Origin of the sequence: Modicisalibacter sp. 'Wilcox', assembly GCF_010993675.1 — a bacterium.
Lineage (GTDB): Bacteria > Pseudomonadota > Gammaproteobacteria > Pseudomonadales > Halomonadaceae > Modicisalibacter > Modicisalibacter tunisiensis.
Genome location: NZ_WNXF01000014.1, coordinates 83362 through 110202, shown reverse-complemented (window position 1 = coordinate 110202; position 26841 = coordinate 83362). Strand labels below are relative to the sequence as shown.

General features: G+C 67.4%; 21 protein-coding genes. 11 read left to right on the top strand and 10 right to left on the bottom strand.

Annotated elements, in window-relative coordinates; genetic code table 11:
• Nucleotides 1–133 precede the first annotated feature (133 nt).
• Both purU and folD read left to right on the top strand, forming a co-directional pair.
• A complete protein-coding gene (gene purU / locus G7A98_RS13300) occupies nucleotides 134–1009 on the top strand; it encodes a formyltetrahydrofolate deformylase (protein ID WP_163650164.1) in 876 nt (291 codons plus the stop codon).
• Between the two features lie 13 nt (nucleotides 1010–1022).
• Complete coding sequence (folD, locus tag G7A98_RS13295) at nucleotides 1023–1883, top strand: bifunctional methylenetetrahydrofolate dehydrogenase/methenyltetrahydrofolate cyclohydrolase FolD (protein ID WP_163650163.1); 861 nt, start codon at nucleotides 1023–1025, stop codon at nucleotides 1881–1883.
• A gap of 148 nt (nucleotides 1884–2031) precedes the next feature.
• Here folD and G7A98_RS13290 read toward each other — a convergent pair whose 3' ends face one another.
• A complete protein-coding gene (locus G7A98_RS13290; RefSeq protein ID WP_163650162.1) occupies nucleotides 2032–4515 on the bottom strand; it encodes a DUF2309 domain-containing protein in 2484 nt (827 codons plus the stop codon).
• Between the two features lie 2 nt (nucleotides 4516–4517).
• Complete coding sequence (locus G7A98_RS13285; RefSeq protein WP_163650161.1) at nucleotides 4518–6092, bottom strand: NADH-quinone oxidoreductase subunit L; 1575 nt, start codon at nucleotides 6090–6092, stop codon at nucleotides 4518–4520.
• Nucleotides 6093–6192: 100 nt separating this feature from the next.
• On the opposite strand from G7A98_RS13285, the gene G7A98_RS13280 reads away from it, so the two are divergent.
• The 3 genes from G7A98_RS13280 to G7A98_RS13270 all read left to right on the top strand — a co-directional run bounded on the left by G7A98_RS13280 (nucleotide 6193) and on the right by G7A98_RS13270 (nucleotide 8522).
• On the top strand, nucleotides 6193–7092 hold the full coding sequence (locus tag G7A98_RS13280; protein WP_163650160.1) for a LysR substrate-binding domain-containing protein: 900 nt from the start codon (nucleotides 6193–6195) through the stop codon (nucleotides 7090–7092).
• A gap of 316 nt (nucleotides 7093–7408) precedes the next feature.
• Nucleotides 7409–7870, top strand: coding sequence for a CBS domain-containing protein (locus G7A98_RS13275; RefSeq protein WP_163650159.1), 462 nt, complete (start codon nucleotides 7409–7411; stop codon nucleotides 7868–7870).
• Between the two features lie 244 nt (nucleotides 7871–8114).
• The gene (locus tag G7A98_RS13270) at nucleotides 8115–8522 is read left to right on the top strand and encodes a hypothetical protein (protein WP_163650158.1); all 408 of its coding nucleotides are present in this window, start codon (nucleotides 8115–8117) and stop codon (nucleotides 8520–8522) included.
• A gap of 64 nt (nucleotides 8523–8586) precedes the next feature.
• Here the strand turns inward: G7A98_RS13270 and G7A98_RS13265 are convergent, their stop codons facing one another.
• Entirely contained in the window at nucleotides 8587–10794 is a 2208-nt protein-coding gene (locus tag G7A98_RS13265; RefSeq protein ID WP_163650157.1) for an OsmC domain/YcaO domain-containing protein, read from the bottom strand.
• A gap of 268 nt (nucleotides 10795–11062) precedes the next feature.
• Here G7A98_RS13265 and G7A98_RS13260 point away from each other — a divergent pair, with 268 nt between their 5' ends.
• Nucleotides 11063–11611, top strand: coding sequence for a thioredoxin family protein (locus G7A98_RS13260; RefSeq protein ID WP_163650156.1), 549 nt, complete (start codon nucleotides 11063–11065; stop codon nucleotides 11609–11611).
• A gap of 119 nt (nucleotides 11612–11730) precedes the next feature.
• Nucleotides 11731–12318 (top strand): NAD(P)H-dependent oxidoreductase, encoded by a 588-nt coding sequence (locus G7A98_RS13255; RefSeq protein ID WP_163650155.1) that lies wholly within the window; start codon nucleotides 11731–11733, stop codon nucleotides 12316–12318.
• Nucleotides 12319–12322: 4 nt separating this feature from the next.
• Here G7A98_RS13255 and G7A98_RS13250 read toward each other — a convergent pair whose 3' ends face one another.
• From G7A98_RS13250 to trxC, 3 genes are all read right to left on the bottom strand, one after another.
• Entirely contained in the window at nucleotides 12323–13069 is a 747-nt protein-coding gene (locus tag G7A98_RS13250; protein ID WP_163650154.1) for an SDR family oxidoreductase, read from the bottom strand.
• A 68-nt stretch (nucleotides 13070–13137) separates the two neighbouring features.
• Nucleotides 13138–13701: an O-acetyl-ADP-ribose deacetylase gene (locus tag G7A98_RS13245; protein WP_205596271.1), complete on the bottom strand. Its 564-nt coding sequence runs from the start codon at nucleotides 13699–13701 to the stop codon at nucleotides 13138–13140.
• A gap of 16 nt (nucleotides 13702–13717) precedes the next feature.
• Entirely contained in the window at nucleotides 13718–14152 is a 435-nt protein-coding gene (trxC, locus tag G7A98_RS13240) for a thioredoxin TrxC (RefSeq protein WP_163650153.1), read from the bottom strand.
• A gap of 135 nt (nucleotides 14153–14287) precedes the next feature.
• Here trxC and G7A98_RS13235 point away from each other — a divergent pair, with 135 nt between their 5' ends.
• Both G7A98_RS13235 and G7A98_RS13230 read left to right on the top strand, forming a co-directional pair.
• The gene (locus tag G7A98_RS13235) at nucleotides 14288–15190 is read left to right on the top strand and encodes an NAD(P)-dependent oxidoreductase (RefSeq protein ID WP_205596270.1); all 903 of its coding nucleotides are present in this window, start codon (nucleotides 14288–14290) and stop codon (nucleotides 15188–15190) included.
• An 82-nt stretch (nucleotides 15191–15272) separates the two neighbouring features.
• Nucleotides 15273–16223 carry a GGDEF domain-containing protein gene (locus G7A98_RS13230; RefSeq protein WP_163650152.1) on the top strand — a complete coding sequence of 317 codons (951 nt, stop codon included), beginning with the start codon at nucleotides 15273–15275 and terminating at the stop codon, nucleotides 16221–16223.
• Nucleotides 16224–16262: 39 nt separating this feature from the next.
• Here G7A98_RS13230 and G7A98_RS13225 read toward each other — a convergent pair whose 3' ends face one another.
• Nucleotides 16263–16811: an XRE family transcriptional regulator gene (locus tag G7A98_RS13225; protein ID WP_163650151.1), complete on the bottom strand. Its 549-nt coding sequence runs from the start codon at nucleotides 16809–16811 to the stop codon at nucleotides 16263–16265.
• A gap of 128 nt (nucleotides 16812–16939) precedes the next feature.
• Here G7A98_RS13225 and G7A98_RS13220 point away from each other — a divergent pair, with 128 nt between their 5' ends.
• Nucleotides 16940–18160: a benzoate/H(+) symporter BenE family transporter gene (locus tag G7A98_RS13220; protein ID WP_163650150.1), complete on the top strand. Its 1221-nt coding sequence runs from the start codon at nucleotides 16940–16942 to the stop codon at nucleotides 18158–18160.
• Between the two features lie 10 nt (nucleotides 18161–18170).
• Here G7A98_RS13220 and G7A98_RS13215 read toward each other — a convergent pair whose 3' ends face one another.
• From G7A98_RS13215 to G7A98_RS13205, 3 genes are all read right to left on the bottom strand, one after another.
• Nucleotides 18171–19067 (bottom strand): transglutaminase family protein, encoded by an 897-nt coding sequence (locus G7A98_RS13215; protein ID WP_163650149.1) that lies wholly within the window; start codon nucleotides 19065–19067, stop codon nucleotides 18171–18173.
• Nucleotides 19064–21694, bottom strand: a complete 2631-nt coding sequence (locus G7A98_RS13210; RefSeq protein ID WP_163650148.1) for a circularly permuted type 2 ATP-grasp protein — start codon at nucleotides 21692–21694, stop codon at nucleotides 19064–19066. The genes G7A98_RS13215 and G7A98_RS13210 overlap by 4 nt, the downstream gene beginning before the upstream one ends.
• Nucleotides 21695–21833: 139 nt before the next feature.
• The gene (locus tag G7A98_RS13205; RefSeq protein WP_163650147.1) at nucleotides 21834–25163 is read right to left on the bottom strand and encodes a transglutaminase family protein; all 3330 of its coding nucleotides are present in this window, start codon (nucleotides 25161–25163) and stop codon (nucleotides 21834–21836) included.
• 222 nt (nucleotides 25164–25385) lie between these two features.
• On the opposite strand from G7A98_RS13205, the gene G7A98_RS13200 reads away from it, so the two are divergent.
• A complete protein-coding gene (locus G7A98_RS13200; protein WP_163650146.1) occupies nucleotides 25386–26840 on the top strand; it encodes a circularly permuted type 2 ATP-grasp protein in 1455 nt (484 codons plus the stop codon).
• The last annotated feature ends 1 nt before the right edge of the window (nucleotide 26841 follow it).

The following is a 26841-nucleotide window of genomic DNA, read 5'->3' as shown; positions in this document are numbered from 1 at the left end:
TTCAAGTTCAGAGCATCAGTCGGCAACCCGATAATCGGCTGCGTCCAGGGCCCTTCTTTGCAGACGAGGAACGGGAGCTCGGGATGCCCTCCAACCAGCGGCAAACAACCATTACTCTAGTAGGGTCTCTGTCATGACAACTTCCCCGGACCAGAACAATCAATTCGTCCTGACTGTCAGCTGCGAAACCGGACCAGGCATCGTTTCCGGCATTACCTCTTACCTTTCCGAACGAGGGGGTAACATCATTGAACTGGCCCAGTTCGATGACAAGGTCAGCAGTCAGTTCTTCATGAGGAGCGTATTCAGTCTCCTGCCGGATTCGCTGCATACCTTTGAAGACCTGCGTTCCGGGTTCGTTGATCTGGCAGAGAAGTTCTCCCTGAAGTGGGCCATGCATGATGCCCACATCCCGACCAAGGTCTTGATCATGGTATCTCGATTCGACCATTGTCTGGTCGATCTTCTCTACCGTCATCGCAAGGGAGAGTTGAACATAGAGATCACTGCGGTGGTATCCAATCACCTGGACCTTCGGCCAATCGCCGAACGAGAAGGCATACGCTTTGTCTATCTCCCTGTGACAAAGGACACCAAGCCGGAGAAGGAGGCTGATCTCCTCAATATTGTCAATGAGACCGGTACGGACCTGGTCGTACTGGCACGCTACATGCAGGTGTTGTCCGACAACCTCTGCGAGAAGCTCCACGCCCGAGCCATCAACATCCATCACTCCTTCCTGCCTGGCTTCAAGGGTGCCAAGCCCTATCACCAGGCGTTCGATCGTGGTGTCAAGCTGATCGGAGCTACCGCGCACTACGTGACTGCGGATCTGGATGAGGGCCCGATCATCGAGCAATCCGTGCAACCGGTAAACCACGCCTACTATCCGGAAGAGCTGGTGGCCCTTGGGCGAGATACCGAAACGATAGCGCTGGCTCGCGCCGTGAAACTGCATGCCGAGCACCGGGTCTTTCTGTCGGGCAACAAGACCATCATTTTCAAATAGAGGCTGACGTGCCATGGCTCAATTAATAGACGGAAAGCAGCTTTCGAACCAGGTACTTCAGAAGGTGGCCTCCGAAGTCGAGTACCTCAAGGGCGAGTATGGTGTGGTGCCGACACTCGCGGTGGTGCTGGTCGGAGAGGATCCTGCCAGCCAGGTGTATGTGAGAAACAAGGTGAAGCGGGCGAAAGAGGCAGGGATGGGGTCCATAGAGCACCGTCTCGACACGGAAACCACGCAGGGGGACCTGAACCAGCTGATTGCTCAACTGAACAATGACCCTCAAGTGCACGGCATCCTGGTACAGCTGCCACTCCCGCCACACCTCGATGAGGACGAGGTCATCGCCTCGATCGATCCGGCCAAGGATGTCGATGGCTTTCACCCTCTCAATGTCGGGGCGCTTGCTGCCGGGCAGGCATCGCTGGTGCCGTGCACTCCCCAGGGCTGCATGATCATGCTGCGTCAAGTCCATCAGGACTTGAGCGGCAAGCATGCCGTGGTGGTGGGTCGTTCCAACATCGTTGGCAAACCGATGATGGCACTTCTGTTGCAGGCCGACTGTACCGTCACCATGGCACATTCTCGCACACGGGATATCGAGTCGCTGTGCCGCAACGCCGATATCGTGGTTGCCGCCGCCGGCCGGAAGGAACTCGTCAACGCCGACTGGATCAAGCCGGGTGCCACGGTCATCGATGTCGGTATCAATGCCATCGAAGCGGATGGCAAGAGAAAGCTCGTGGGTGACGTGGCGTTTGCCCCGGTCTCCGAGACAGCGGGAGCTATTAGCCCGGTGCCCGGTGGAGTGGGCCCGATGACCATCGCCTGCCTGCTCCTGAACACGACGCGTGCCGCCAGACGCCAGCTGGCCTGACCCTCGCTGACCGGCGAAATGACGCCTCGTATCCACAGCCCCCGGGCCGGGCAATCGGCTCGGGAGCCTGTTCTCTCGGCGGAAGACACGCGGCGGTCGCACTCGACGACATGCCGACGAGTTTCCCGGCCGGGTCTCCCCTGCGCCGCTAGGCGGCGACCCAGGCCCCTCCCCGACAGGCAAGGATCTCGCCGCTTTCGTCATCGAGGGTGAACAGGTGCAGCCAGTCGTTCTCCACCAGAGAGCGCAGTATCTCGTGTCGCCCCACGATCGAGTCGACGGCCTCGGGCGGCGCCGCCAGGTAGGCACTCAGGCGCAGGGGCTCGTGCCGCCAGCGCTCACCGTCGTGCAGCGACTGCATCGGCAGGCCGATCCGCAGGTCACCGCCGTTGCCCTCGAACACGCCGATATGCCCACCGACCACGTTGTGCAGCACCTTGTTGCCGCTGCCCAGCTTGCGGTTGTCCAGGGTGGAGGCGTTGTACTGCATGTTGATCCAGTGGGCGACGATCAGGGGCGCGGTCATGATCTGTTCCAGCCGCGCGAAGTCGGGGTCGGTGCGCCAGTCGTAGTCGTGCAGGAAGCTGCGCCCATCCAGGTCGATCGGTGCGGTGACACGGCGCGGCGCGGCGATGAAGCTGGCATTGTTGGCCAGCCCCCACTCCGGGCGGGTCTGCGACCAGTCGGCGCCGCGGCGATCGAGGCTCTCCTCGAGTTCCGCCGCGTCACCCGACAGGCCGAGCCGCGGGGCACGCTCGCGTCGCGCCTCGGCCCCGGCCTGGGCGAGCCACGAACGCTCCTCCTCGTTCAGCGAGAAGGCATCCGCCGTGCCCTCCGGCAGCTCGATGCGATCGGTGATGGTGTGATGCAGCGCCGGTATGAAACGGGTCTCTTCCGGGATGACAAGGCCGGCCTCGGCCAGTGCGTCGCGCAGCGCGGGATCATTGAGCAGCCTAGCCAGGGCACGGACCGAGACCTCCCCCGACTGCCCGCCGCAGGCGCCGCACTCGAGCCCCGCGGCATGCGGATTGTTGGCGCTGTGGCTGCCGTGCCCCACCAGCAGCACCCGGGGCGCGAAGCCTTCGGTGAGCCCCATGGTACCCAGCACGGTCCGAGCGAGCGCCGCCTTGTCGGCGAGGCTCAACGCCTCGCCGCTATCCCGCCAGTGCCAGCGGAGTTCGTCCATGGCGAGCGGGCCGCGCTTGCCCCTGGCGTCCAGCGAGCGCCGCAGGAGCTTGCCGGCGTACAGCAGCCCCCCGGTCTCCACGGCGGTGAAGGTGGCGCTCGCCGCCCGGCTCCACTCCTGCAGGCGCGCCTGCCAGTTCAGCCGCCGGGCCGAGCGCCGGTCACCCTCGGCCGAACCGCTGCTCAGGGTCACCCGGGGGGCCAGCAGGCCCGGCAGGTGGGGCTGGGCCAACTCGGCACCACCCGGTCGATACTCCATCGGCAGGCCGAAGAAGCCGGCGAATCCCAGGGTCTGGATGGCCGGACTCTGGTGCTCCAGCGCCCGTCGCAGCGGCTCGGAGCGCACGTCGATGCAGAACACCGCCTGCAGTTGCGGCGATGTCGCGCTCGCACTCCCCGCCTTTACCGACTCCTCCAGGGCCCGATGCAGCGGCTGCTGATAGGCCAGTTCGCTGGCGAGCTGCCATACCCACAGGGGTTGCTGGGCGCGACGATGCCGCTCGATGCGCGCCGGCAGCGCCACCAGCTCGGCATGCCACAGACGCGTCAGCCGGTCGGCCTGGTCGGGCTGTTCCGTGCGGATGTAACGCCACAGCACCAGCTCCCAGGCCAGGCGGATGGCCAATAGGCTGCGCATGTCGGAAGGGTGACGTGGCGTCTCGGGCGACGCCAGGTCCCGTTGCCAATCCTGATAGGCCACCCAGGCGGCCCAGCCGTTGATGTCCAGCAGCAGCGCCTGGGCATAGCCGCCCAGGTGGCTGGCATCGAGGTCCAGCTCGGCGACCGCGGCCTGGAAGAGGCCGGCCTCGGCAGTCGGCAGGGTCTCGAAATAGTGCCGCAGCCGCGGCTCCCCCATCAGGATGGCGATGCCGCGGTCCTTGAGGGTCATGTCCCGCCAGTGGCCATAGAGCCGCTTGCCGGCGGGCGCATTCAGCCGTGCGGCATTGAGCGGTCCGTCCTCCTGGAAGAAGGCGGCACAGAACTGGCTGATCTGGTGGGTGATCTCGTCGCGCCAGGCCATCTTGTGCTGCCGGTCACGGCGCGCGTCCACCAGGTCGCTGATGTTGTGCCAGTGCGGCAGCCGGCCGAGTTCCTCGACGACCCCCAGCAGGTTCCGGTAGGGCCCGCGATAGCCGAGCCGCTCCGCCGCCTGGTCCAGGTGATGATCGGTGATCTCGCCGCGCTGCCGATGCCCCAGGTAATGGCTCGGCGGCATCAGGCAGTGCACATTGCCCAGCGCCGAAAGCCGGGCCGAGACGCTGGCGATGTGTTCCCCGCGCATCGCCCAGAAGGGGCTGGTCGCGATCAGCCGGTCCAGGGGCCAGTTCGGCGCCACGCTGGCACAGGCCTGGTCCAGGGCCTGCTCATGCGCCGGCGTCAGCGGCGGGTACTGGCTCTCCTCGACGTCGGAGATCCATGCCATCCTGGTGTTGTCGAGATTCGTCATGGTCAAGCCTCCCCGGTAGTGGCGTGCAGTCGTTTGGCCTTGATCCGAGCGGGCAGCGGGTGTGGCCAGAGTCTCAGAGTGCTGCGGGTGACCCACTCGTCCAGGTAGAACCCGGCGTAGCAGTAGAGGTTGAGCGTCTGTACCCAGCGAAGGTGCAGGCCATGGCGCTGCAGGCCGTAGCCCGCGAACAGCATCACGAACAGCGTGCTCATCCAGAGATCCGCCCACAGCGGCGCCGTGTGCTCGGCGGGGGGCAGCAGGACTGCGAACAGCGACTTGAGACCGAAATAAGCGAGCATCACCAGCGCGGCCAGGCCGAGGAAGCCCGCCCCGTCCCCCGACGCCAGCGGACCGCGCCGCTCGGCCAGCAAGGCCGTCAGCGCCAGGGTCAACAGCACCCAGGGGCTGACCACCGCGAAGGCGCTCGAGTCGAAGCCGGCGCGCACGACAACCGCCAGGCCCGCCACCAGGGCAACGCTGGTGGCACCGGCCGCCAGCCACTGTGCCGGCGTCGGGCGACGGCCCGGCGCCTGCCGGCGCAGCAGATCCTCCTGCACGGCCTCGCCGGAACTCAGGAAGGCGTAGGCCTTGTAGCAGGAGTGCGCCAGCAGATGCAGCAGCGCCAGCTCCACCAGTCCCAGAGCGATCTCGACCAGCATCAGCCCCATCTGGGCGCTGGTCGACCACGCCAGTCGGACCTTGATGCTGATGCGCGTCATCATGACCAGCGCCGCCAGTACGCTGCCGAGACCCGCGACGATCAGGATCAGCGCCCGGGCCGGCGTGGACTGCAGCAACAGCGGCGAGAACAGCAGCAGCAGATAGCCGCCGAGGTTGATCACGCCCCCGTGCAACGCCGCCGAGACCGGCGTGGGCGCCTCGACCACCTGGATCAGCCAGCCATGCAAGGGCAGCTGGGCGCACTTGATCAGCGCCGCCAGCGCGAGCAGGCAGGCCGCCGCCTGTTCCCCGACGGACAGGTTCCCGCCCGGCGCCGCATAGGCGCCGACGATCACGCTGATCCGGGCGCTGTCGTGGTGGAGGTACAACAGCAGGAAGGCCCCCAGGGCACACAGCTCGGCGGCGCGGGCGAAGAGAAACTTCTTGTGGGCCGCCAGGGCCGCACGGGGCCGGTCGGGGTAGAACATCAGCAGCTGATGCATGGCCAGGCTGATGCCCAGCCAGGCGGCCAGGAACATCGGAAGAAAGTCGCTCAGCACCGCCACGCTGACCGCCGCGAATACCGTCTGGACGAGCGTGACGAAGCGCTGCTGGCGAGGCTCGCCCTGCAGATAGGTGGCGCTGTAGCGCACCACCACGAAGGCAATGAAGTTGGCGAGCAGCAGCATGATCAGTTGCAGGGGCGTCGCCTGCCACACGCCGATCACCGCCGGCAGCCTCTGTGCCAGGCCCAGCGCCAGCAGCAGCGCCGAGAGACACAGCCCGGCCAGGGTGGCGGTCCGGGCCGTGCGCCAGGCGCGTGCACTCGTCTGGCGGCCGCTTGCCAGGGCGCCCAGCACCAGGATGGCAGGCACCAGGGAAAGCAGGATGGTGGGCAACAGCTCGTTCCAATGCATGGAATGCCTCCGATGATCCGTGGAGGGAGCAGTATCCAGCCTGCTTTTCTTGAATTAAAATGGATATATATTGATTTATTGTTCTATAAAAGAGAACGAAATGAGCCGTCTGAACTACCACCACCTCTACTACTTCTGGCACGTGGCCCGCGAGGGCAAGCTCACGCGGGTTGCCGAGGCGCTGCACCTGTCGCAGAGCGCCCTCTCGGCGCAGATCCGCAAGCTGGAGGACCGGATGGGCAAGCGGCTGTTCGAGCGGCGCAATCGTACCCTGGTGCTGACCGAGGCGGGGCGGCAGGTGTTCAACTATGCCGAGGTGATCTTCACCAAGGGCGAGGAGCTGGAATCGCTGATCAGCCGGGGCATCGAACCCGAGTATCAGCGCCTGCGGATCGGCACGCTCTCCACCATGTCGCGCAACTTCATCGAGAGCTTCATCGATCCGCTGCTCAACCGCGACGAGCACAAGGTGCATTTCAGCCTGCATGCCCGGGGCATGAGCAACCTGCTCGACGGCCTGGCCCGACACGAGTTCGACGTCGTGCTTACCAACACCCAGCTGTCCCCTTCCGACTCACCCCGGGCGGCGTGGCAGAGCCAGCTGCTGGCCCGCCAGCCGCTGTCGATCCTCGGTCCGCCGGAGTCCGACCCGGGCGCCGCCTTCCCCGAGGGCTACGCCGACCTGCGCTGGGTGCTGCCCGGCGAGCATCATGAAATACGCCGCGCCTTCGACGGCTTCTGCAGCCTGCATCAGTACCGACCGGAGATCCTCGCCGAGGCCGACGACATGGCCATGCTGCGCCTGCTGGCCCGGGACAGCGGCGCGCTGAGCGTGCTGCCGGAGGTGGTGGTCAAGGATGAGGTGAAGCAGGGGCGGCTGACTCGCTACGCCAGGCTGCCCAACGTCTACGAGAACTTCTATGCCATCACCCTGCCCCGGGAGTTCATGCCGACCGTGGTCTCGGATCTGCTGTCCCGCCCGCTGAAGGACCTGACCTGACCCGGGCAAGCCGGTATCGCTACCGGCGGGCGCGTCCCCATCGGCCACAGGATCACTCGCGCGACGGGGCGGCACCAGCCCGAAGGCGAGGTGCCGTTCCGGGAAAAGCCGCCCTCGGCCTACTCTCCCGCCGAAAGCTGCCGATATAGAGAGGAAACAGGGAGTCGGCGTGGACCGGCAGTCCCGCCGTTCCCCGTCTGCTCCATCGCGAGGACGCCGGCCCACCGGCGCCTCGAGGGCCATCCGCGAGCCGATGGCATCCCCCGGGCGTGGCATTGGCCACACTCGTTATGCGACTCGACCGAGGACACATTTCATGACCCAAGAGACTCCTGCCATCGTCGCCGACATCATGACGCGCGACATCGTGACGCTACGTCTCGAGCAGACGCTCCACGACGGCAACGAGGCCATGCGGGAACACAAGGTGCGTCACCTGCCGGTGCTGGACGAGCAGGGTCACCTGGCCGGGCTGCTCAACCAGAAGGTGGTGCTGCGCGAAGCCTTGCGGATCACCGACACCTTCGGCTCGCTGCACCTGAGCCGCCACCTGGGACGCATCCCGCTCGCCAGGGCCATTTCCCGGGACGCGCTCACGCTCTCGCCTGAAACGCCGCTCGCCGAGGCGGGCCGGCAACTGCTGGCCCATCGCCAGGGCGCCATGCCGGTGGTGGATGACGACGGGCACCTCGTCGGCATCGTCTCTTCGGTGGATTTCGTGCGCCTGGCCGTGACGCTGCTCGACGCCGCCGAACAGGGAACCGCCAGTCCCGCGTGACCCCCTGCCGACCACGGCCGTCGACAACGCCTGAAGCCGCCCGCCGGAGGCTTCGGGCACGGTGCGCCTGCTCTTGACGGCGAGCAAGCCCGCCGGCGTTTTCCGCTCGTCAGGAGGACGCCCGTCCTCTCCCTTGATGACCATCAATCACGGCCGATAGGATGGCGTCTATATACCAGAGTGCGGCTTGACCACCGGCAGCATCCTCTGCCGGTATCCCCTTGCACGGTTATGGAGAACGTCCATGAGAACCTTGTTCGTCGCCCTTCTGGCAGCCACCCTCGCCTCACCGGTACTCGCACAGGATCAGGACCGGGATCGTGACCAGGATCGTATCCACAAGACCGACGCCACCCAGACCCAGGATCAGGATCAGCTTCACGAACGCGATCAGACCCGGCTGCGGGATCGCGACCCAGACGGTCAGTCAATATACGGTTGGCAGATCATGTCCCGCGAGGAACGCGAGCAGTACCAGCAGCGGATGCATGACGCCCAGGGCGCCACGGAGCGCCAGCGTCTTCGCGAAGAACATCACCGGCTGATGCAGGAACGCGCCAGGAAACAGGGAGTCACGCTGCCCGAATCGCGGAGCAAGGGCTGGGACAAGAAACGCAACCACGGGGGCGGCATGGGCTCCGGCATGAATTGAGTCCACGCCGCGTGCTCGGCCGCCAATGCGGCCGAGCACGATGGAACCTGCTGCGGGTCGGCGTCTACTGCACCGGCGTCGCCGCCTGCCGTTCCGCCCGGGCCGCACGATGAGCGTGCAGCTTGCGGTAGCTCTCGATCAGCCGCTGGTGCCGGTCGATGCCTTCCAGCCCCAGGCTGGTGGGCGTCAGCCCGTGAAAGCGCACCTCGCCGGTCACCGAGCCGATCACCGCGGTCAGGACCTCCTCGCCGAACATGCGTGCCAGATTGCGGCGGAAGTCATCCAGCTCGAGCTCCTCGTCGAGCACGATCTCCAGCACCGCCTGCATGGCACGGTAGAATCGCTCGCGCTCGAGGGTGTTGTCGTTGAACTGCAGGAACATCTCGACCCGCTCCAGCGCCGCCTCGTGCTGACCCAGCGCCAGCTCGATCAGCAGCTTGAGCTCGAGGATGGTCAGCTCGGACCAGACGGTATTGTCGTCGAACTCGATGCCGATCAGGGTGACGATCTTCATCTGCTCGTCGAGCTCGCTTTCTTCCAGCCGCTCCAGCAGATCGCCCAGTTGCGCCTCGTTCAGCGCGTGCAGGTTGAGAATGTCCTCGCGGAAGGCCAGCGCCATGTTGGTGTTGTCCCACACCAGATCCTCCACGGGATACACCTCGGAATAGCCCGGCACCAGGATGCGGCACACCGGCGCGCCCAGATCCTCGTGAATGGCCACGTAGGCTTCCAGCCCTTCGTCCTCGAGAATCCCGAACAGCCGCGCCGACTCCTCCGCGGTGGTACCGGAGAAGTCCCATTCGCAGAATTCGACATCGGCACGCGCACTGAAGAAACGCCAGGAGATCACCCCGGACGAGTCGATGAAGTGCTCGACGAAGTTGTTCGGCTCGGCGACCGCCTGGGAGTTGAAGGTGGGCGGCGGCAGATCGTTCAGGCCCTCGAAGCTGCGCCCCTGCAGCAGCTCGGTGAGGCTGCGCTCCAGCGCCACCTGCAAGCTGGGATGGGCGCCGAACGAGGCGAACACCCCACCGGTGCGCGGGTTCATCAGCGTCACGCACATCACCGGGAAGCGGCCGCCGAGCGAGGCATCCTTGACCAGCACCGGAAAGCCCTGCGCCTCCAGCGCCTCGATGCCTTCGACGATGCTCGGGTACTTCGCCAGCACGTCCCCGGGCACGTCGGGCAGCACGATCTCCTGCTCGATGATCTGCTTCTTCACCGCGCGCTCGAAGATCTCGGAAAGACACTGCACCTGCGCCTCGGCCACGGTGTTGCCGGCACTCATGCCGTTGCTGAGATACAGGTTCTCGATCAGGTTGGAGGGGAAATAGATCGTCTCGCCGTCCGACTGCCGCACGAACGGCAGGGACACGATGCCGCGCGCCGTCTTGCCGGAGTTGGTGTCGATCAGGTGCGAACCGCGCAGCTCGCCGTCCGGGTCATAGATCGCCCGGCAGTGGTCGTCGAGTATCCCGGCCGGCAACTCGTCGTTCGGCCCCGGCTGGAACCACTGCTCGTGCGGATAGTGCACGAAGTCACTGTTGGCGATGGTTTCGCCGAAGAACTGATCATTGTAGAAGAAGTTGCAGCTCAGACGCTCGATGAACTCGCCCAGCGCCGAGCACAACGCAGCTTCCTTGGTAGCGCCCTTGCCGTTGGTGAAACACATCGGCGACGCGGCATCGCGGATGTGCAGCGACCACACGTGCGGCACGATGTTACGCCACGAGGCGATCTCGATCTTCATGCCGAGCGCCTCGAGGGTGCCGGTCATGTTGGCAATGGTCCGCTCCAGCGGCATGTCCTTGCCTTCGATCCAGGTCTCGCTGCTCTCGACGGTGCCACCCATCAGCAGCGCCTGGGCGTCCTCGTCGATGTTCTCGACCACCTCGATCTGGAACTCGGGATTGTTCTGGATCACCCGCTTGACCGAGCAGCGCTCGATGGAACGCAGGATGCCGGTACGATCCTTGTCGGACAGGTCGCTGGGCAGCTCGACCTGGATGCGGAAGATCTGGTTGTAGCGGTTCTCCGGGTCGACGATGTTGTTCTGCGACAGCCGGATGTTCTCGGTGGGGATGTCCCGGGCGTTGCAGTACACCCGCACGAAGTAGGCGGCGCACAGTGCCGAGGAGGCCAGGAAGTAGTCGAACGGCCCCGGCGCGGAGCCGTCGCCCTTGTAGCGGATCGGCTGATCGGTGATGACGCTGAAATCGTCGAACTTCGCTTCCTGACGCAGGTTTTCGAGGTAATTGACCTTGATTTCCATGGAAAAAGCCGGATTGGTGACTGGAAGCGCCCGCAGGCGAATGGGCGCCATTATCCAGCTTTTCGCCGGTGTCGTCTTGGGCGGGGGCTGAAAAATCGCCGCCCGGGCAGGCCACGGCCGGGCAGCGTGGTCAACCCCATGCATGGGACCCGCCAAGTGCTTGATTCCCGTCCCGCTGCCTGGGCGTGACGCCGACATGGCGCCTACACTGGAACCTTCGCGCCCTGCTGCTGCCAACGGGGCCGAGACACGAGAAAAGGAGTTTCGCATGGCACTCACGCCGTCCAACATGATCGACCTGGGCTCGTCGATGCCGGCCTTCCGGCTGCCGGATGCCGAGGGCGAGGAAGTCGCCAGCGACGAGCTGGCCGGCCAGCCGCTGCTGGTGGCCTTCATCTGCAACCACTGCCCGTTCGTCCAGCATATCGCCGACGCCTTCTCCGCGTTCGGCCGCGAGTATCAGGAACGCGGGCTGGCCGTGGTGGCGATCAACAGCAACGACTTCCACAGCCAGCCGGACGACAGCCCGGCGAAGATGTGCGAGGAGATCCGCCACCGGGAATACACCTTCCCCTACCTGGTGGACGAGAGCCAGGAAGTGGCGCGCGCCTTCGGTGCCGCCTGCACGCCGGACTTCTTTCTTTTCGACCGCGAGCACAAGCTGGCCTACCGCGGCCAGTTCGATGACAGCCGCCCGAGCAAGGACACCCCGGTGACCGGCGAGGCCCTACGTGCCGCCGCCGATGCGGTGCTGGCCGGCAAGGCACCGAGCGAAGACCAGAAGCCGGCCATCGGCTGCAACATCAAGTGGAAGTGATCGACCGCGGTGCATGACGACCAGAGGCGTCATGCACCCGGCACCAGCTAAATCCGCCGAACCGCTGCCGGGTGTTGAACTACGCTCGTTGACAGACCCCGGCATTCGAGGCGGCATTCATGTCCCGACGCATCCTCATCCTCCAGGGCCACCCCGACGCCAGCGAGCCTCACCTGTGCCATGCGCTGGCACAGCACTATCTGGAAGGCGCGGAAGCGACCGGGCACAGCGTGCGCGTGATCGATGTGGGCACGCTGGACTTTCCGCTGCTGCGCAGCCGCCGTGCCTGGGAAAACGAACCGCTGCCGGAGGCGCTGCGCGAGTCACAGACCGCCATCGCCTGGGCCGAGCATCTCGTGCTGTTCTTTCCGCTTTGGCTGGGTGACATGCCGGCGCTGTTCAAGGGATTTCTCGAGCAGGTGGCCCGCCCGGGGTTCGCCTTTGCGCCCGGCGCCACCTCCCCGTTCGCGGCCAAGGGGCTCTCCGGACGCTCGGCCCGGGTCGTGGTCACCATGGGCATGCCGGCACTGGTCTACGAACACTTCTATCGCGCCCACAGCGTCAAGTCGCTGGAACGCAATGTTCTCGGCTTCGTGGGCATCGCCCCGATCGAGGCCACGCTCATCGGCCAGGTCGAGTCGCTCAGCGAACGTGCCCTGCGTGCCTGGTTCGAACGCCTGCACGAGATGGGCCGCTGGGCACGCTGAACCGTCAGCGGCCCCCGGTCACGTCGATGAAGGTGCCGGTGGTATAGGACGCGTTGTCGGAAAGCAGCCAGAGAATCGCCCGAGCGACTTCCTCGGCCTCGCCACCCCGGCGCATCGGCACACTGTCCTTGAGCCGGTCGACTCGCCCGGGCTCCCCGCCACTGGCGTGGATATCGGTATAAATGATGCCGGGACGCACGGCATTGACGCGGATCCCCTCGTCGGCCACTTCCCTGGCCAGCCCCAGCGTGAAGGTATCGACGGCCCCCTTGGTGGCGGCATAGTCGACATACTCGTTCGGGGCACCGACCCGCGCGGCGACGGAGGACAGGTTGACAATGGCACCGCCGTTGCCGCCCTGGGCGGTGGACATGCGACGGATCGCCTCCCGGGCACACAGGAAGCTGCCGGTCACGTTGACGGCCAGGAGGCGAGTCAGCCGCGCCGCATCCATGTCGGCGACCCGGCACTGCTGCTCGAGAATGCCGGCATTGTTGACCAGCGCGGTGACCGCTCCCAGTTCGCGGTCGACGCGCTCGAACAGCCGCACCACCTCGCCCTCGTCGGCAACATCGGCCTGCACGGCGATGGCTCGGCCGCCGGCGGCGACGATCTCCTCGGCCAGCGCCTCGGCGGCCTCGCGGTTGCCCCGATAGTTGACGCACACCCCGTAGCCTGCGGCCGCCCCGAGACGGGCCGTCGCCACGCCGATTCCCCGGCTCCCCCCGGTTACCAGCATTACCTGATTCATCACGCCTCCTGCCCGAATAAAGGCTCCATACCTTGCGCGAGCCCGGGGCATTCGGCAAGCAGCACCCATCAGCCGTGCTCGGCGCACACCGGAAAGCCGGTCTCCTCGCAGATCGCCTCGAAGGCCCCGGCGTCCCGTTCGCTGAAGAAGCACAGGATCACCTCCGGTGCGTCTTCAGACGTCGCCTCGGCCAGCACGTCGATGACGACCCGCGCGGCCTCGTCGAACGGATAGCCATAGACGCCGGTGGAGATCGCCGGGAAGGCGATGCTGCGGCAGTCATGTTCGTCGGCCAGCGCCAGGGCGTTACGATAGCAGTTGGCGAGCAGGTGCGACTTGTCCTTCGTCTTCGCATACACCGGCCCGACGGTGTGGATCACGTAGCGTGCCGGCAGGTTGAAGCCATCGGTCAGCGCCACCTCGCCGTCCGGCAGGCCGTCGGGCCAGTCGGTCTCGCGCAGGCGCCGGCAGGCCTGCTTGAGCTCGGGGCCGGCGGCCCGGTGGATGGCGCCGTCCACGCCGCCACCGCCCATCAGCGAGTGGTTGGCGGCATTGACGATGGCATCCACCTCGAGCCGGGTGATGTCGCCGGTGGTCACGCGGACACGGCATTCGCTGGACATCGACGTCATGGGTCCTCCCTGGGGTTCACGTCACTTGCTCGAGCCACTGCTGGAGCTGCGGACCCGGCAGTGCCCCGGACTGGCGGGCGATCTCGCGCCCCTCGCGAAAGACGATCAGCGTGGGAATGCTGCGGATGCCGAAGCGCCCGGCCAGCCGCGGATGGGCCTCGGTATCGAGCTTGGCGAAGCGCAGGCGCGGCTCGAGCGCCTCGGCGGTCTGCGCGAAGATCGGCGCCATCATCTTGCAGGGCCCGCACCAGGCGGCCCAGAAGTCCACCACCACGGGCAGCTCGCTGCGCTCGACCAGTGCCGAGTAGTTCTCCTCGGTCAGCTCGACGACCTCGCCCGTGAACAGCCGCCGCTTGCAGCGCCCGCACTGGGGCGCGTCGTGCAGGCGGGCGATGGCCACGCGGTTGATCGCCAGGCAGTGTGGGCAGCCCAGTTGCATCATTTCGGTCATTGCCGTCTCCCGGATCGATAGCCATTCCCAGATATGGCGCGAAACGCCTGTCCGATCAAGGGCCGTGTGACTTTCCAGCGCCATCGGCGACCAGTAGCATCGTGTTTCCGTCCGTTACCGTCTGGAGAACATGCAATGCCCCGACTGCGCCTGGGATTCGTGGGGATCGGCCTCATGGGAGAGCCGATGGTACGCCGCCTGCTGGGGGCCGGTTTCACGGTGAGTGTCTGGAACCGGACCCCGGCCAAGGCCGAGGCGCTCTCCGGGGCCGGCGCCGAGGTGGCCGCCACCCTGGGCGAGCTGGTCGACAACGTGGACGTGGTGATGCTGTGCCTGGCCAATACGACCGTGGTCGAGACCGTGGTATTCGGCGGGGACGGCGTGGCCTCCCGCGCACGGGCCGACCAGACCCTGATCGACTTCTCCAGCAGCGACCCCCAGGCGACCCGCGAGTTCGCCCGCCGCCTGCACGAGACCTGCGGCACGGCCTGGATCGACGCCCCGGTCTCGGGTGGTGTGGCCGGTGCCGAGGCCGGCAGCCTGGCCATCATGTGCGGCGGCGATGCCCCGCGCATCGAGGCCCTGGCACCGGTGTTCGCCCCGCTGGCGGCCCGCGTGACACGCATGGGACCGGTGGGCAGCGGGCAGGTCACCAAGGTCTGCAACCAGATGATCGTCGGCTGCAACGCACTGGTCGTCGCCGAAATGATGGCCCTGGCCCGCGCCAGCGGCGTCGATGCCGAGCGCCTCCCCGAGGCGCTGGCCGGCGGCTTCGCGGACTCGACGCCGTTTCGCATCCTGGCGCCGCGCATGGCGGCCGAGACCTTCGAAACGCCGGCCTGGCACGTGCGCACCCTGCTCAAGGATCTGGACATGGCCGTCGAACAGGGCCGGCGTTGCGCCAGTGCCACGCCGATGACCGGCCTGGCCGATCAACTGCTGCGCCAGCATGCCGACCAGGGCTTCGCCGATGCCGACCCGGCGACGTTGATTCTGCGTTATGCCGGAAACTTACCCGCGACCGAAAGTCCTGCATAATAACGCGACGTTACGCCACACGTGACGCTTCTCCCACGACCGGCCCGCGGTTTCCCCTCGTGCCGGTCGTGGGCGTAGAATCATGGCAAACATTCTCGAGCCGGACGTGATGCCTGACCGTCGACAACGACTGCCCATTCCGCTTCTCAGCGCTTTCGCCAGCCTGTTCCTGCTGACCGGCACGGGGCTGTGGTTGCTCGCGCGAGCCGAGGACCTGCCGCGGATCGATACGCTGATCGTCGAGTATCGCCCCGTACTGCTCGTGCTGCTGCTCGCCGCCTTTCTGGTACTCAGCCTGCTGGTGATCAGGCGTCAGTTCATTCGCCCGCTCAATGAACTGGTGAGCTATGTGCGGGCCCAGCAGGCAGGCAACCCGGCACCACCGCCCGAACACCTGCAGCAACGCCGCGACGATATCGGCTACCTCGCCCGCGAGATCGCCAAGCTGCTGCATTCGCTGCACGACAAGAATCAGCAGCTCCACGCCCAGACCCTCAACGACCCGCTGACCGGGCTGGGCAACCGCCGCCTGCTGGAACAACGTCTCGAGATCGCCCTGCCGCTGAGCCGGCGCCGCATGACCCCGCTGTCGGCACTGATGATCGATGTCGACCATTTCAAGCAGTACAACGATTATTACGGCCACCCCGCGGGTGATGCATGCCTCAAGGAAATTGCCGACGTCCTGCGTGACATCTTCCGCCGCGAGACCGATATCGTGGTACGCCTCGGCGGAGAAGAGTTTCTGGTGGTCCTGCTCGACAACCAGCTCGATGACGCCACGCGTCTGGCCGAAGCCATGCGCAGCATGCTGCAGGCCGTCGGCATCCCTCACGCCCGCTCACCGGCCGCCAACGTGGTTACCGTCAGCATCGGCGTGGCTACCGCCCCGCCCGGTACACCGATCGATCTGGAGAGTCTGCTGGCCTGCGCCGACGAGGCGCTCTACGCCTGCAAGGCGGCCGGCCGCAACTGCATCATCGGCCGCTGCGTCGACGCCGAGATCGAAGAGCCGGTCGACACCTCGCCGTAACCCATGTCCCGCCGATTGCCGGCGTCATCATCCCTCGGCTCACTCCCCGGCCGGATAGTGAACCAGATTGTGAAAGCGCGCCCTCGCCTCGTGAGGGTTGCGATAGGCATGGGTCTGCGCCGCGTCGAGCTGGAGGACATCGCCGGCGCTGGCTGTCTGCCAACGTCCGGCCTCGGCCACCTCCAGCGCCCCCTCGATCACGATCACATGCTCCACTACCCCCACACCGTGCGGGCTCGATTCGCTACAGGCGCCGGGTTCGAGGTCGATCGCGAACATTTCCAGGCGCCAGCGCGGGTCGAAGGGAATCAGCACCCGCATGTGCATGCCGGCGCTGTCGCTGAGTACCGCCTGAGGCTCGGCCGACGGCGCCGCTGCGGGTTCCGCCAGGAACGCCGAGAACGAGCCTTCCAGGCCGCCGGCGATTTTCCATAGCGTGGCTACCGTCGGGCTCGACTCGCCACGCTCGATCTGCCCCAGCATCGCCTTGCTGACGCCGGTCGCTTCGGCAGTACGGGCCAGGCTCCAGCCACGCGCCTGGCGCAGGGCCTTCAATGTCACCGCGATATGCTGTGTCGGGTCGGGCACGGCATGCCTCCTTGTCGTTCGCTCGAGGTTCCTGGGCGAGGTCGGCCGAGCATTGTACGCGATAGCGCACGGTGCTATCGTCGCCGCACCGTGCGCTATAACGCACAACCGTGATACCGGAGACGCCCATGTTCACCCCCTCCACCCTGCGCGATCTTTCTCCGTCGGCACTCGTCGCCGGTTTCGTGGCGGTCCTGGTCGGCTATACCAGCTCGGCGGTGATCATCTTCCAGGCGGCAGAAGCTGCCGGCGCCGGCCCGGCGCAGATCGGCGCCTGGCTGAGCATGCTGGGACTGGGTATGGGCGTTACCTCTCTGGGCCTGTCGCTCTACTATCGCCAGCCAATACTCACCGCCTGGTCGACCCCCGGCGCGGCTCTGCTCGCCACCAGTCTGCCCGGCTACAGCCTGCCCGAGGCAATCGGCGTGTTCCTGTTCTCGGCCGCGCTGGTGCTGCTCTGCGGAGTCACCGGGCTGTTCGCACGTCTCATGCAGCGCATTCCGCCGTCGATCGCCGCGGCCATGCTGGCCGGCGTATTGCTGCGTTTCGGGATCGATGCCTTCGCCGCCCTGCGCGTCGACTTTCCGCTGGTCGGGGCGATGTGCGCCGCCTACCTGATCGGCAAGCGCTGGCTGCCCCGTTACACTATCCTGCTGGTACTGGCGGTCGGCCTGGGGGTGGCCTGGGCCGCCGGCGATATCGAGACACAGCGCACGGCGCTGCGCTTCGCCAAGCCGACCTTCATCATGCCGGCGTTATCGCCGGCGGCACTGATCGGCGTGGGCATCCCGCTGTTCGTGGTCAGCATGGCCTCGCAGAACGCCCCGGGCGTGGCAACCCTGCGTGCCGCGGGTTATACCGCGCCGGTATCGCCGCTGATGATCTGGACCGGTCTCGCCACCCTGGTGCTGGCGCCATTCGGCGGATTCTCAGTGTGCCTTGCGGCGATCACCGCAGCGATCTGCATGGGTCCGGAAGCGCATCCCGACCCGGCACGCCGCTACACGGCCGCCGCCGCCGCGGGCGGCTTCTATCTGCTGGCCGGGGTGTTCGGCGGCTCGATCGGCACCCTGTTCGACGCCCTGCCCCAGCCGCTGATCGCCACCGTCGCCGGCCTCGCCCTGCTCTCGACGATCGGCAACAGCCTGCATCAGGCCCTCGATGACGCCAGCGAGCGCGAGGCGGCGGTGGTGACCTTCCTGATCACCGCGTCCCACATTACGCTGCTGGGCGTGGGCGCGGCGTTCTGGGGCCTGATCGGCGGGTTGACGGTTCTGGCGTTGCGGCGGCGCCCGGCACGCCGCGACACCGCCCCTGCCGACGCCAGTCCGGCGCCTCGGAGCAGCTAGCCACGAGCGTTCAAGCCGAACGCGGCGCCGCATTCGGCTCCGGAATCACGTCCACCGCCACATCCAGCGTGTGCTCGCCGCCACCGCTCATCACGCCACTGAGCGGCGGTACGTCGGCATAGTCCCGCCCCCAGCCGACGACGATGTGCTGCTCGCCGGGCACGCTGCCGTTGGTGGGGTCGATTTCCAGCCAGCCCCAGCCCGGCAGGAATACCGCCAGCCAGGCGTGCGACGCGTCGGCGCCCACCAGTCTGGCCTGCCCGGGCGGCGGCAGCGTTTCCAGGTAGCCGCTGACATAGCGTGCCGCCAGCCCCAGCGACCGCAGGCAACCGATCGCCAGATGCGCGAAGTCCTGACACACGCCCCGCCGCTCGTCGAGCACGTCCATCAGTGGCGTGGCCAGCGTGGTGAATGCCGCATCGTAGGTGAAGTCCGCATGGATGCGCCGGTTGAGATCGAGCACGGCGTCGAGCAGCGAGCGCCCGGGTGGGAAACTGGGCTCGGCGTACGCCGCCAGCCGCGAGTGCCGGCGGATGAACGGCGAGTCGAGCCGGAACTGGCGTGCCGCCAGGCAGCCTCCGTCGACGCCATGGGCCTGGGCTTCCCGGTCGGCCTGCCAGTCACCGGCGGCCGTCATCGAAGGTGCGGGTCGCGGCAGGGTCTCGAGCCGGGTACGCACGGTGACCTCGAGGCCCGAGTGAATGTCCTGGATCGCGAAGTACAGCACCCGGTTGCCGAAGAAGTCGCGGCGCTCGCTGCAGGCCGCCGGGCGCGGCTCGATCGCCACCTGCGAGGCCTCGCAATGCTGCCAGGGCAGTTCGCGCGGCAGCATGCGCGCCTCGTTGTGACACAGTGTCACCGGCGCGCTGTAAGTGTAGCGGGTGGTGTGCCGCAGACGATAGATCACGGCTGCACCTGCATCTTGATCAGCTGGCGCGGCGCCTCGACGTGGCTGAAGTGGCTGTGGGCGACGGCGTCGGAGAGTTTTTCCAGCGGCTCGAGCAGCGCGACGAACAGCGCCGTCAAGGCTTCGCGGGCCTCGACCGAATCGTGGACGCGGGACAGCATGTCGATATCGGCGAGTTGCAGCGTACTCGAGGCCTGGAGGATCAGTCGCTGCTCCTGGCGCCGGTACGGCGTGCCCGATGCCCCGCTCTGCGGCAGGCGTTCGATCTGGCGGCACAGCCGCTTGAGCATGTAGCCCACCGAACGCGGGTTGCCCTCGTCGAACAGCAGCAAATCGAGGATCGCCGTGGGATGCAGCTCGCTGCGGTAGCGCCGGCGATAGGCGGTGACGTTGTCGGTGGTGGCCAGCACCACCTCCCACAGCGCCACGCCCGGCTCGCGGGCCTCGATCAGCGCCAGCTGCAGCAGCTCCAGGCTGTGCAGCACACGCTCGATGAAACGTCCGATATCCATGAAACGCCAGCCGAAGTGGTGCGGCATGGTCTCGTTGCATAGCCCGAAGAAGGCCGACAGCTGGGTGACGACCTCCTCGCAGGCGCGCCGTCCGGCGCTCGCCGAGGGCACCGGCGACAGCGCATTGATGTGGCGGCGCAGATGGTTGAGCACGCGCCAGGCGTCGTCTCCCAGATGGTCGCGCACCGCCCGGCAGTTGCGCAGCATCGGCTGGAAGCAGGCCGGCAGCCCCGCCGGCTGGTCGTCCTCGAGGAGCGTCAGCAGGGTCGCACGCAGGTCGCCGAAGCGTCGCTCGGCGGCGGCCGCCGCGGGCCACTTCAGCGTCAATGCCTCGAACAGGTCGGCGAGGCTGATGTCGGCATACTCCTGCTGGTCCTGCTCGAGCAGACGCAGCAGGGCCTCGCGCAACAGCCGCGCGCGCACGTCGAGACGCTCGCCGTAGCGTCCCAGCCAGAACAGGCTGTCGGCGACCCGGCTCGGCAGATCGACGCCATCGCGGGTGACCACGATCGGTCCGGCGGCCTGACGCAGCAGACTGACGTGCGGCTGCGGCTTCTCGGCCAGCACCCAGACATCCTTGACCACCTCGCTGGCCAGCGACGGTGTCCCGGGGCTGCCGACCCAGGCGAGCCCGCCCGGCATCGCCCGGTAGTCCCAGTCACCGTCGTGTTCGCCCGGCTCGCGGGTCACGAAGGCACGCAGGTTGAACGGCGCGGGATGCAGGCGGTGTTCGGCCTCGTCGTAGACCGGTGCGGTGGCGGGCATGATCGGCCGCTGGGCCACGTAGCGGGTCGGCCGCGCGATCACCGCCTTGCGCAGTGCCTGCGCCTGGTCCCGGCTCAGGCTCGACACCTCGACGAGCCGGGCGCCCGGCTCGATGCCGCGAATCACCAGGGTATCGAACTCGGCAAGCACCGCCTCCAGCGAGGCCGGGTCGCCGCACCACCAGCTTTCGGGTGTGGCCAGCGCAAGCGGCTCGCCGAGCAGGCGCTGGCAGAGTGCGGGCAGGTACGGCGCGAGCCCCGGGTGCTCGAGCACGCTCACCCCCAACGGATTGGACAGCGCCACGCCGCCGCTGCGCGCCGCCTGCACCAGGCCGGGCACCCCGATCAACGAGTCGCCGCGCAGCTCCAGCGGGTCACACCAGGCATCCTCGAGCCGGCGCAGGATCACGTCGATCGGCTTGAGCCCGCCCAGGGTGCGCATCCACACCCGTTCGTCGCGCACCACCAGATCCAGGCTCTCGACCAACGGAAGATTCATGTAGTTGGCCAGGTAGGCGTGCTCGAAGTAGCTGTCGCTGTCCGGCCCCGGCGTCAGCAGCACCACGTGGGGCTGATCGCGATGCAGGGGCGACAGCGAGGCCAGGGTGCGATGCTCGGCCTCGAGGAACCCGGCCAGGCGACGCAGCGGCGCCTCGCGATAGAGGTTGGGCATGGCGCGGGCAAGGATGATGCGGTTTTCCAGTGCATAGCCGGCGCCCGACGGCGCCTGGACCCGGTCGGCGATCACCCGCCAGCGACCCTCGGCATCGAGCACCAGGTCGATGCCGTGGAAGATCAGCCCCGACGGCGTGCCGGCGGCCTCGCCGGCAGGCTCGCCCCCCCGGTCGCAGGCCAGCAGAAAGCCGGGATGCTCGAAGATCAGTTCGGGCGGCAGCACGCCCTCGTCGATCAGCCGACGGGGCCCGTAGAGGTCGGCGAACAGCGCATCGAGCAGCCGACTGCGCTGGGTCAGGCCGGCCTCGAGTTCGCGCCAGGTCGCGGGGTCGATCGCCAGCGGCAGCGGGTCGACCCGCCAGGTACGCAGGCGGCCGCGCGCGTCGTCGTGGACATTGAAGGTGACACCGTTCTCGTAGAGCAGGCGCTGGACCTCATCGGAGCGCTCGGCGAGCCCCGCCTCGCCGAGCGACGCCAGCGCCTCGAGCAGCCCGCGCCAGTGCGGGCGCAGGCGCCCTTCGCCATCGAGCAGGACGTCATGGCCCGTGCCGTGGGGGTAATCGCCGAGGAACGCCTCGAGCGCCTGCGCCGCCTCGGGCGACAGCGGCGCATCGAGCGCGAGGGCATCGCGCAGTCGCGCGGCATCCGGCAGACCGGGAACATCGTGACCCAGCATCGAGAGAGGCCCGTGAGGTGATGAAAGCCGACGTCATGATACCGCGTTTGCCGTCCGGCAAAGCGTCGATCTACGCGCCGGCACGACGACATATGTCGTACCTCGACGCTCCCGCCCCCCCGATCCCCGGGCCGGCCGTTCACGGCATGCGTCGCAGGTCCAGGGTCATGGGCATCTCCAGGCTTGGCGCCTCGGGCGGTGCGCTCATGGCCCCCTGAGTATGGCCTTCGGCCCGGAAACGCGCCAGACGCCGCGCCTCGGCCTCATTGGCGTTGACCGGAAAGGTCTCGTAGTTGCGTCCGGCCGGGTGCGAGACGTGGTAGGTGCAGCCCCCCACCGAGCGCGCGTTCCAGGTATCGACGACGTCGAAGACCAGCGGCGCCTGCACCGGAATCCGCGGATGCAGCGCCGACGGCGGCTGCCAGGCCCGAAAGCGCACCCCGGCGACCGCCTCGCCGACCCGACCGGTGGGCGTCAGCGGCACCCGACGGCCGTTGCAGGTCACCGCGTAGCGATCGCCGCTCATGCCCTCGACGCGGACCTGCACGCGTTCCACCGAAGAGTCGACGTAGCGCGCGGTGCCGCCGCCGGCGTTCTCCTCGCCGAGCACGTGCCAGGGCTCGATCGCCTGGCGCAGCTCGAGCCGAACGTCACGGTAGGCCACCCGGCCGTGCACCGGGAAGCGGAACTCCAGAAACGGCGCGAACCACTCTTGCCGGAAGTCGAAGCCGTGACGCCGCAGGTCGTCGAGCACGTCGCCGAGATCGTTCCACAGGCAGTGCGGGAGCAGCCAGCGGTCGTGCAGCGCCGTACCCCAGCGTACCAGCTTGCCGCGATACGGGCGCTCCCAGCAGCGCGCCACCAGGGCGCGGATCAGCAGCATCTGCATCAGGCTCATGCGGGCATGGGGCGGCATCTCGAAGGCGCGCAGCTCGACCAGCCCCAGCCGGCCGGTCTCGCTGTCCGGCGAATAGAGCTTGTCGATGCAGAACTCGGCGCGATGGGTGTTGCCGGTGATGTCGGTGAGCAGGTGGCGCAGCAGGCGATCGACCAGCCACGGCTGGGGCACCTCGCCCTCGGGCATCTGCGAGAGCGCGATCTCCAGCTCGTAGAGCGCCTCGTGGCGGGCCTCGTCCACCCGCGGCGCCTGGCTGGTGGGGCCGATGAACAGCCCCGAGAACAGGTACGACAGGCTGGGATGATGCTGCCAGTAGGTGAGCAGGCTGCCCAGCAGGTCGGGGCGGCGCAAAAACGGCGAATCGGCGGGCGTCGCACCGCCCAGGGTGACGTGATTGCCGCCGCCGGTGCCGGTGTGACGGCCGTCGAGCATGAACTTCTCGGTGCCCAGCCGCGACTGCCGGGCCTGTTCGTAGAGGGTCTCGGTATGGGCGACCAGCGAGGGCCAGTCCTCGGCCGGCATGATGTTGACCTCGATCACCCCGGGGTCGGGGGTGATCAGGAACTTCGCCAGACGCGGATCGGCCGGCGGCGGATACCCCTCGACGATCACCGGCATGGCGAGTTCGGCGGCAGTGTCCTCGATGCTCGCCACCAGATCGAGGTAGTGCTCGAGCCGGGTCAGCGGCGGCATGAAGACGTGCACCCGACCGTCACGCGGCTCGACGCAGAGGCTGGTGTGGATGACGCGGTCCTCGCGGTCGTCCTCGGGCGAGGCCTGGGCCTGCCACGTTTCGTCGTCGGATTCGTGATGCAGGCCGTGCCCGGCATCGCCGCCCTGACGCTCGCGCAGCTCGCTGTAGCGGCGCATCACCTCGCCGTGAATGTCGCCGAGCACCTGGCGAAACTCGAACAGCGACTGCGGGTGGGGCGAATCCGGACGCTCGACCCACGGCAGCGCGCTCAGCGGCAGGCGCAGGCCCATCGGCGAATCGCCGGGAATCAGGTAGAGATGGTCGCGCCTGAGCGGCCAGTCGCCGGTTTCCCAGGCATGCGCGCGTGTCCGCGAATGACGCAGCGGCAGCGCGAAGCCGGTGGCCTCGCCCAGCCCCCGCTCGAGCAGCTGGCCCAGCCGGCGGCGCTCCTCGTCATCGTCGAGATCGTAATCGCGCGGGTCGACGTTGACCGGCAGCGTGCGCTCGCGCCACAGGTAGTAGTAGGCGTCCTCGTAACCGGGGATCAGGTGGCGGGGATCGAGCCCCAGGCGCCGCGTCAGGGCCTCGGCGAAGCGCCGGGCGTCGCCGAGCGTGTGGCGCCCCGCCTGGCGGGCGTCGGCGAGCAGCGTCTCGTCGCGCCACAGCGGCACGCCGTCGCGGCGCCAGTAGCAGGCCAGCGCCCAGCGCGGCAGCGACTCGCCGGGATACCACTTGCCCTGGTGGGTGTGCAGCAGCCCGCCCGGGGCGAAGCGCCGCCGCAGGCGCTTGAGCAGATCGCCGGCCAGCCGGCGCTTGTGGGGTCCGAGGGCGGCGGTGTTCCACTCCTCGCCATCCATGTCGTCGATCGACACGAAGGTCGGCTCGCCGCCCAGGGTCAGGCGCACGTCGCCGGCCGCGAGGCGTTCGTCGACGGCCTCGCCGAGCGCCATGATCTCGGCCCACTGGGTTTCGCTGTAGGGCTTGGTGACCCGCGGCTCCTCGTGGATACGCTCGACGTGCATGGTGACGTCGAACTCGACCTCGCACTCGTCGGAGAAGCCGCTGATCGGCGCCGCGCTGGAAGGCTCGGGAGTGGCCGCTAGGGGAATGTGCCCTTCCCCGGCCAGCAGGCCCGAGGTCGGGTCCAGCCCTACCCAGCCGGCCCCGGGGATGAACACCTCGGTCCAGGCATGCAGGTCGGTGAAGTCGACCTCGGTGCCTGACGGGCCGTCGAGCGCCTTGACGTCGGCGGCGAGCTGGATCAGGTAGCCGGACACGAAGCGTGCCGCCAGCCCCAGGTGACGCAGGATCTGCACCAGCAGCCAGGCGCTGTCGCGGCACGAGCCGCTGGCGTTGGCAAGCGTCTCCTCGCAGCTCTGGACCCCGGGTTCCATGCGCACCAGATAGGCGATGTCACGCTGCAGACGCTGATTGAGATCGACCAGGAAATCGACCGAACCGCGGGCTTCGGGCGCTACGGCGCTCAGCCAGTCGCGCAGCCGGGGCCCCGCCTCGCGCACCTCGAGATACGGCGCCAGCTCCTTGGCCAGCGCCTCGGGATAAGCGAAGGGAAACGTCTCGGCGTAGGGCTCGACGAAAAAGTCGAAGGGATTGATCACGGTCATCGGCGCGATGAGCTCGATGTCGACCGTCAGCTGCGTGAGCGTTTCGGGAAACACCGCGCGGGCGATGAAGTTGCCGAAGGGATCCTGCTGCCAGTTGAGGAAGTGGGGGCCGCCACCGATGGTCAGCGAATAGGCCTCGACCGGGGTCCGGCAATGCGGGGCGGGTCTCAGGCGGATCAGGTGCGGCGAGAGATTGACCGGGCGATCGAAGTGGTAACTCGTGTGGTGCTGCAAGGCGACGCGAATCGTCATGGCGACCCCCGTTGGCGCGGCGGATACCGGGACTACCGGCGGATGCCTTCACTATCGGCCGAGGTCCCACCCAGCACAACCTGCAACATTTGGCATCAACTCGCATCAACGCTTGACGAGAGGCGGTCACCCACAAACTGGTATAGCTTTAAAAAAGCCCCCGCGGCGTGTAACGGACCGAAATCGCGACCCGCTTGCCGGTCGCCTGCCGAGGTAACGCCCATGAGTCTCATCGATTGGCAGAACTACCGCAGCAAGGGTTTCTACGACGAGCTCCTGGCGGCCCCCGGCCAGCCCCGCCCCGCGGCCCGGGAACTCTGCGACATCCTCGCCGGCTTCACGCCACAGGATCTGTCGGAGCGCAAGGCCGCCGCCGAGATCGCCATCCAGACCATGGGCATCACCTTCACGGTCTATTCCGAGGGCAGCATGATCGACCGCGCCTGGCCGTTCGACATCGTCCCGCGGATCATCCCCGCCGACGAGTGGCGGCGCACCGAGGCCGGGCTCAAGCAGCGCGTCGAGGCGCTCAACCTGTTCATCGACGATCTCTACCACGACCAGCGCATCGTCAGGGACAAGGTGCTGCCCGCCGAGGTGCTGGCCCAGTCGGTCAACTTCCGCCCGCAGTGTCGCGGCATCGACCCGCCCCACCACGTCTGGGCGCACATCTGCGGCTCGGACCTGGTCCGCGACGCCGACGGCACCCTCTATGTCCTCGAGGACAACCTGCGCGTACCCTCGGGGGTCTCCTACATGCTCGAGAACCGCAACGTCACCAAGCGGGTGCTGCCCGAGGTCTTCGCCACCGGCCGCATCCTACCGGTGGACGACTACTGCGCCCAGCTCTACGACATGCTGGCCAGCCTCTCGCCGCGCCCTCACGACGAGCCGCAGGTGGTGGTGCTGACCCCCGGGATCTACAACTCTGCCTACTACGAGCATGCCTATCTGGCCCAGCAGATGGGTGTCGAGCTGGTCCAGGGCTCGGACCTGGTGGTCGATGACGACGACATCGTCTACATGCGCACCATCGAGGGGCTGACCCGGGTCGACGTCATCTACCGCCGCATCGACGACCTGTTCCTCGACCCCGAGGTCTTCAATCCCGAGTCCACCCTGGGGGTCGCCGGGCTGATGCGCGCCTGGCGCGCCGGCAAGGTGGCGCTGGCCAATGCACCCGGCGCCGGGGTCGCCGACGACAAGGTGGTCTACGCCTTCGTGCCGAAGATCATCCGCTACTACCTCGATCAGGAGGCCATCCTGCCCAACGTGCCCAGCTACCTGTGCATGTTCGAGAAGGATCGCCGCTACGTGCTCGACCACCTCGATGAACTGGTGGTCAAGCCGGCCAACGAGTCGGGCGGCTACGGCATGCTGATCGGCCCCCGCGCCACGCCGACCCAGCGTGCCGAGTTCGCCGAGCGTATCCAGGCCGACCCGCGCAACTACATGGCCCAGCCGACGCTCAATCTGTCGACCGCACCGACCCTCTGCGACGGCCACGCCGAACCGCGCCACGTCGACCTGCGGCCGTTCATCCTGTCCGGCACCGACATTCAGGTCACCACCGGGGGGCTGACACGGGTGGCGCTGGTCAAGGATTCGCTGGTCGTGAACTCCTCGCAGGGCGGGGGTAGCAAGGACACCTGGATCGTCGAGACCGACGGGGAGTGAA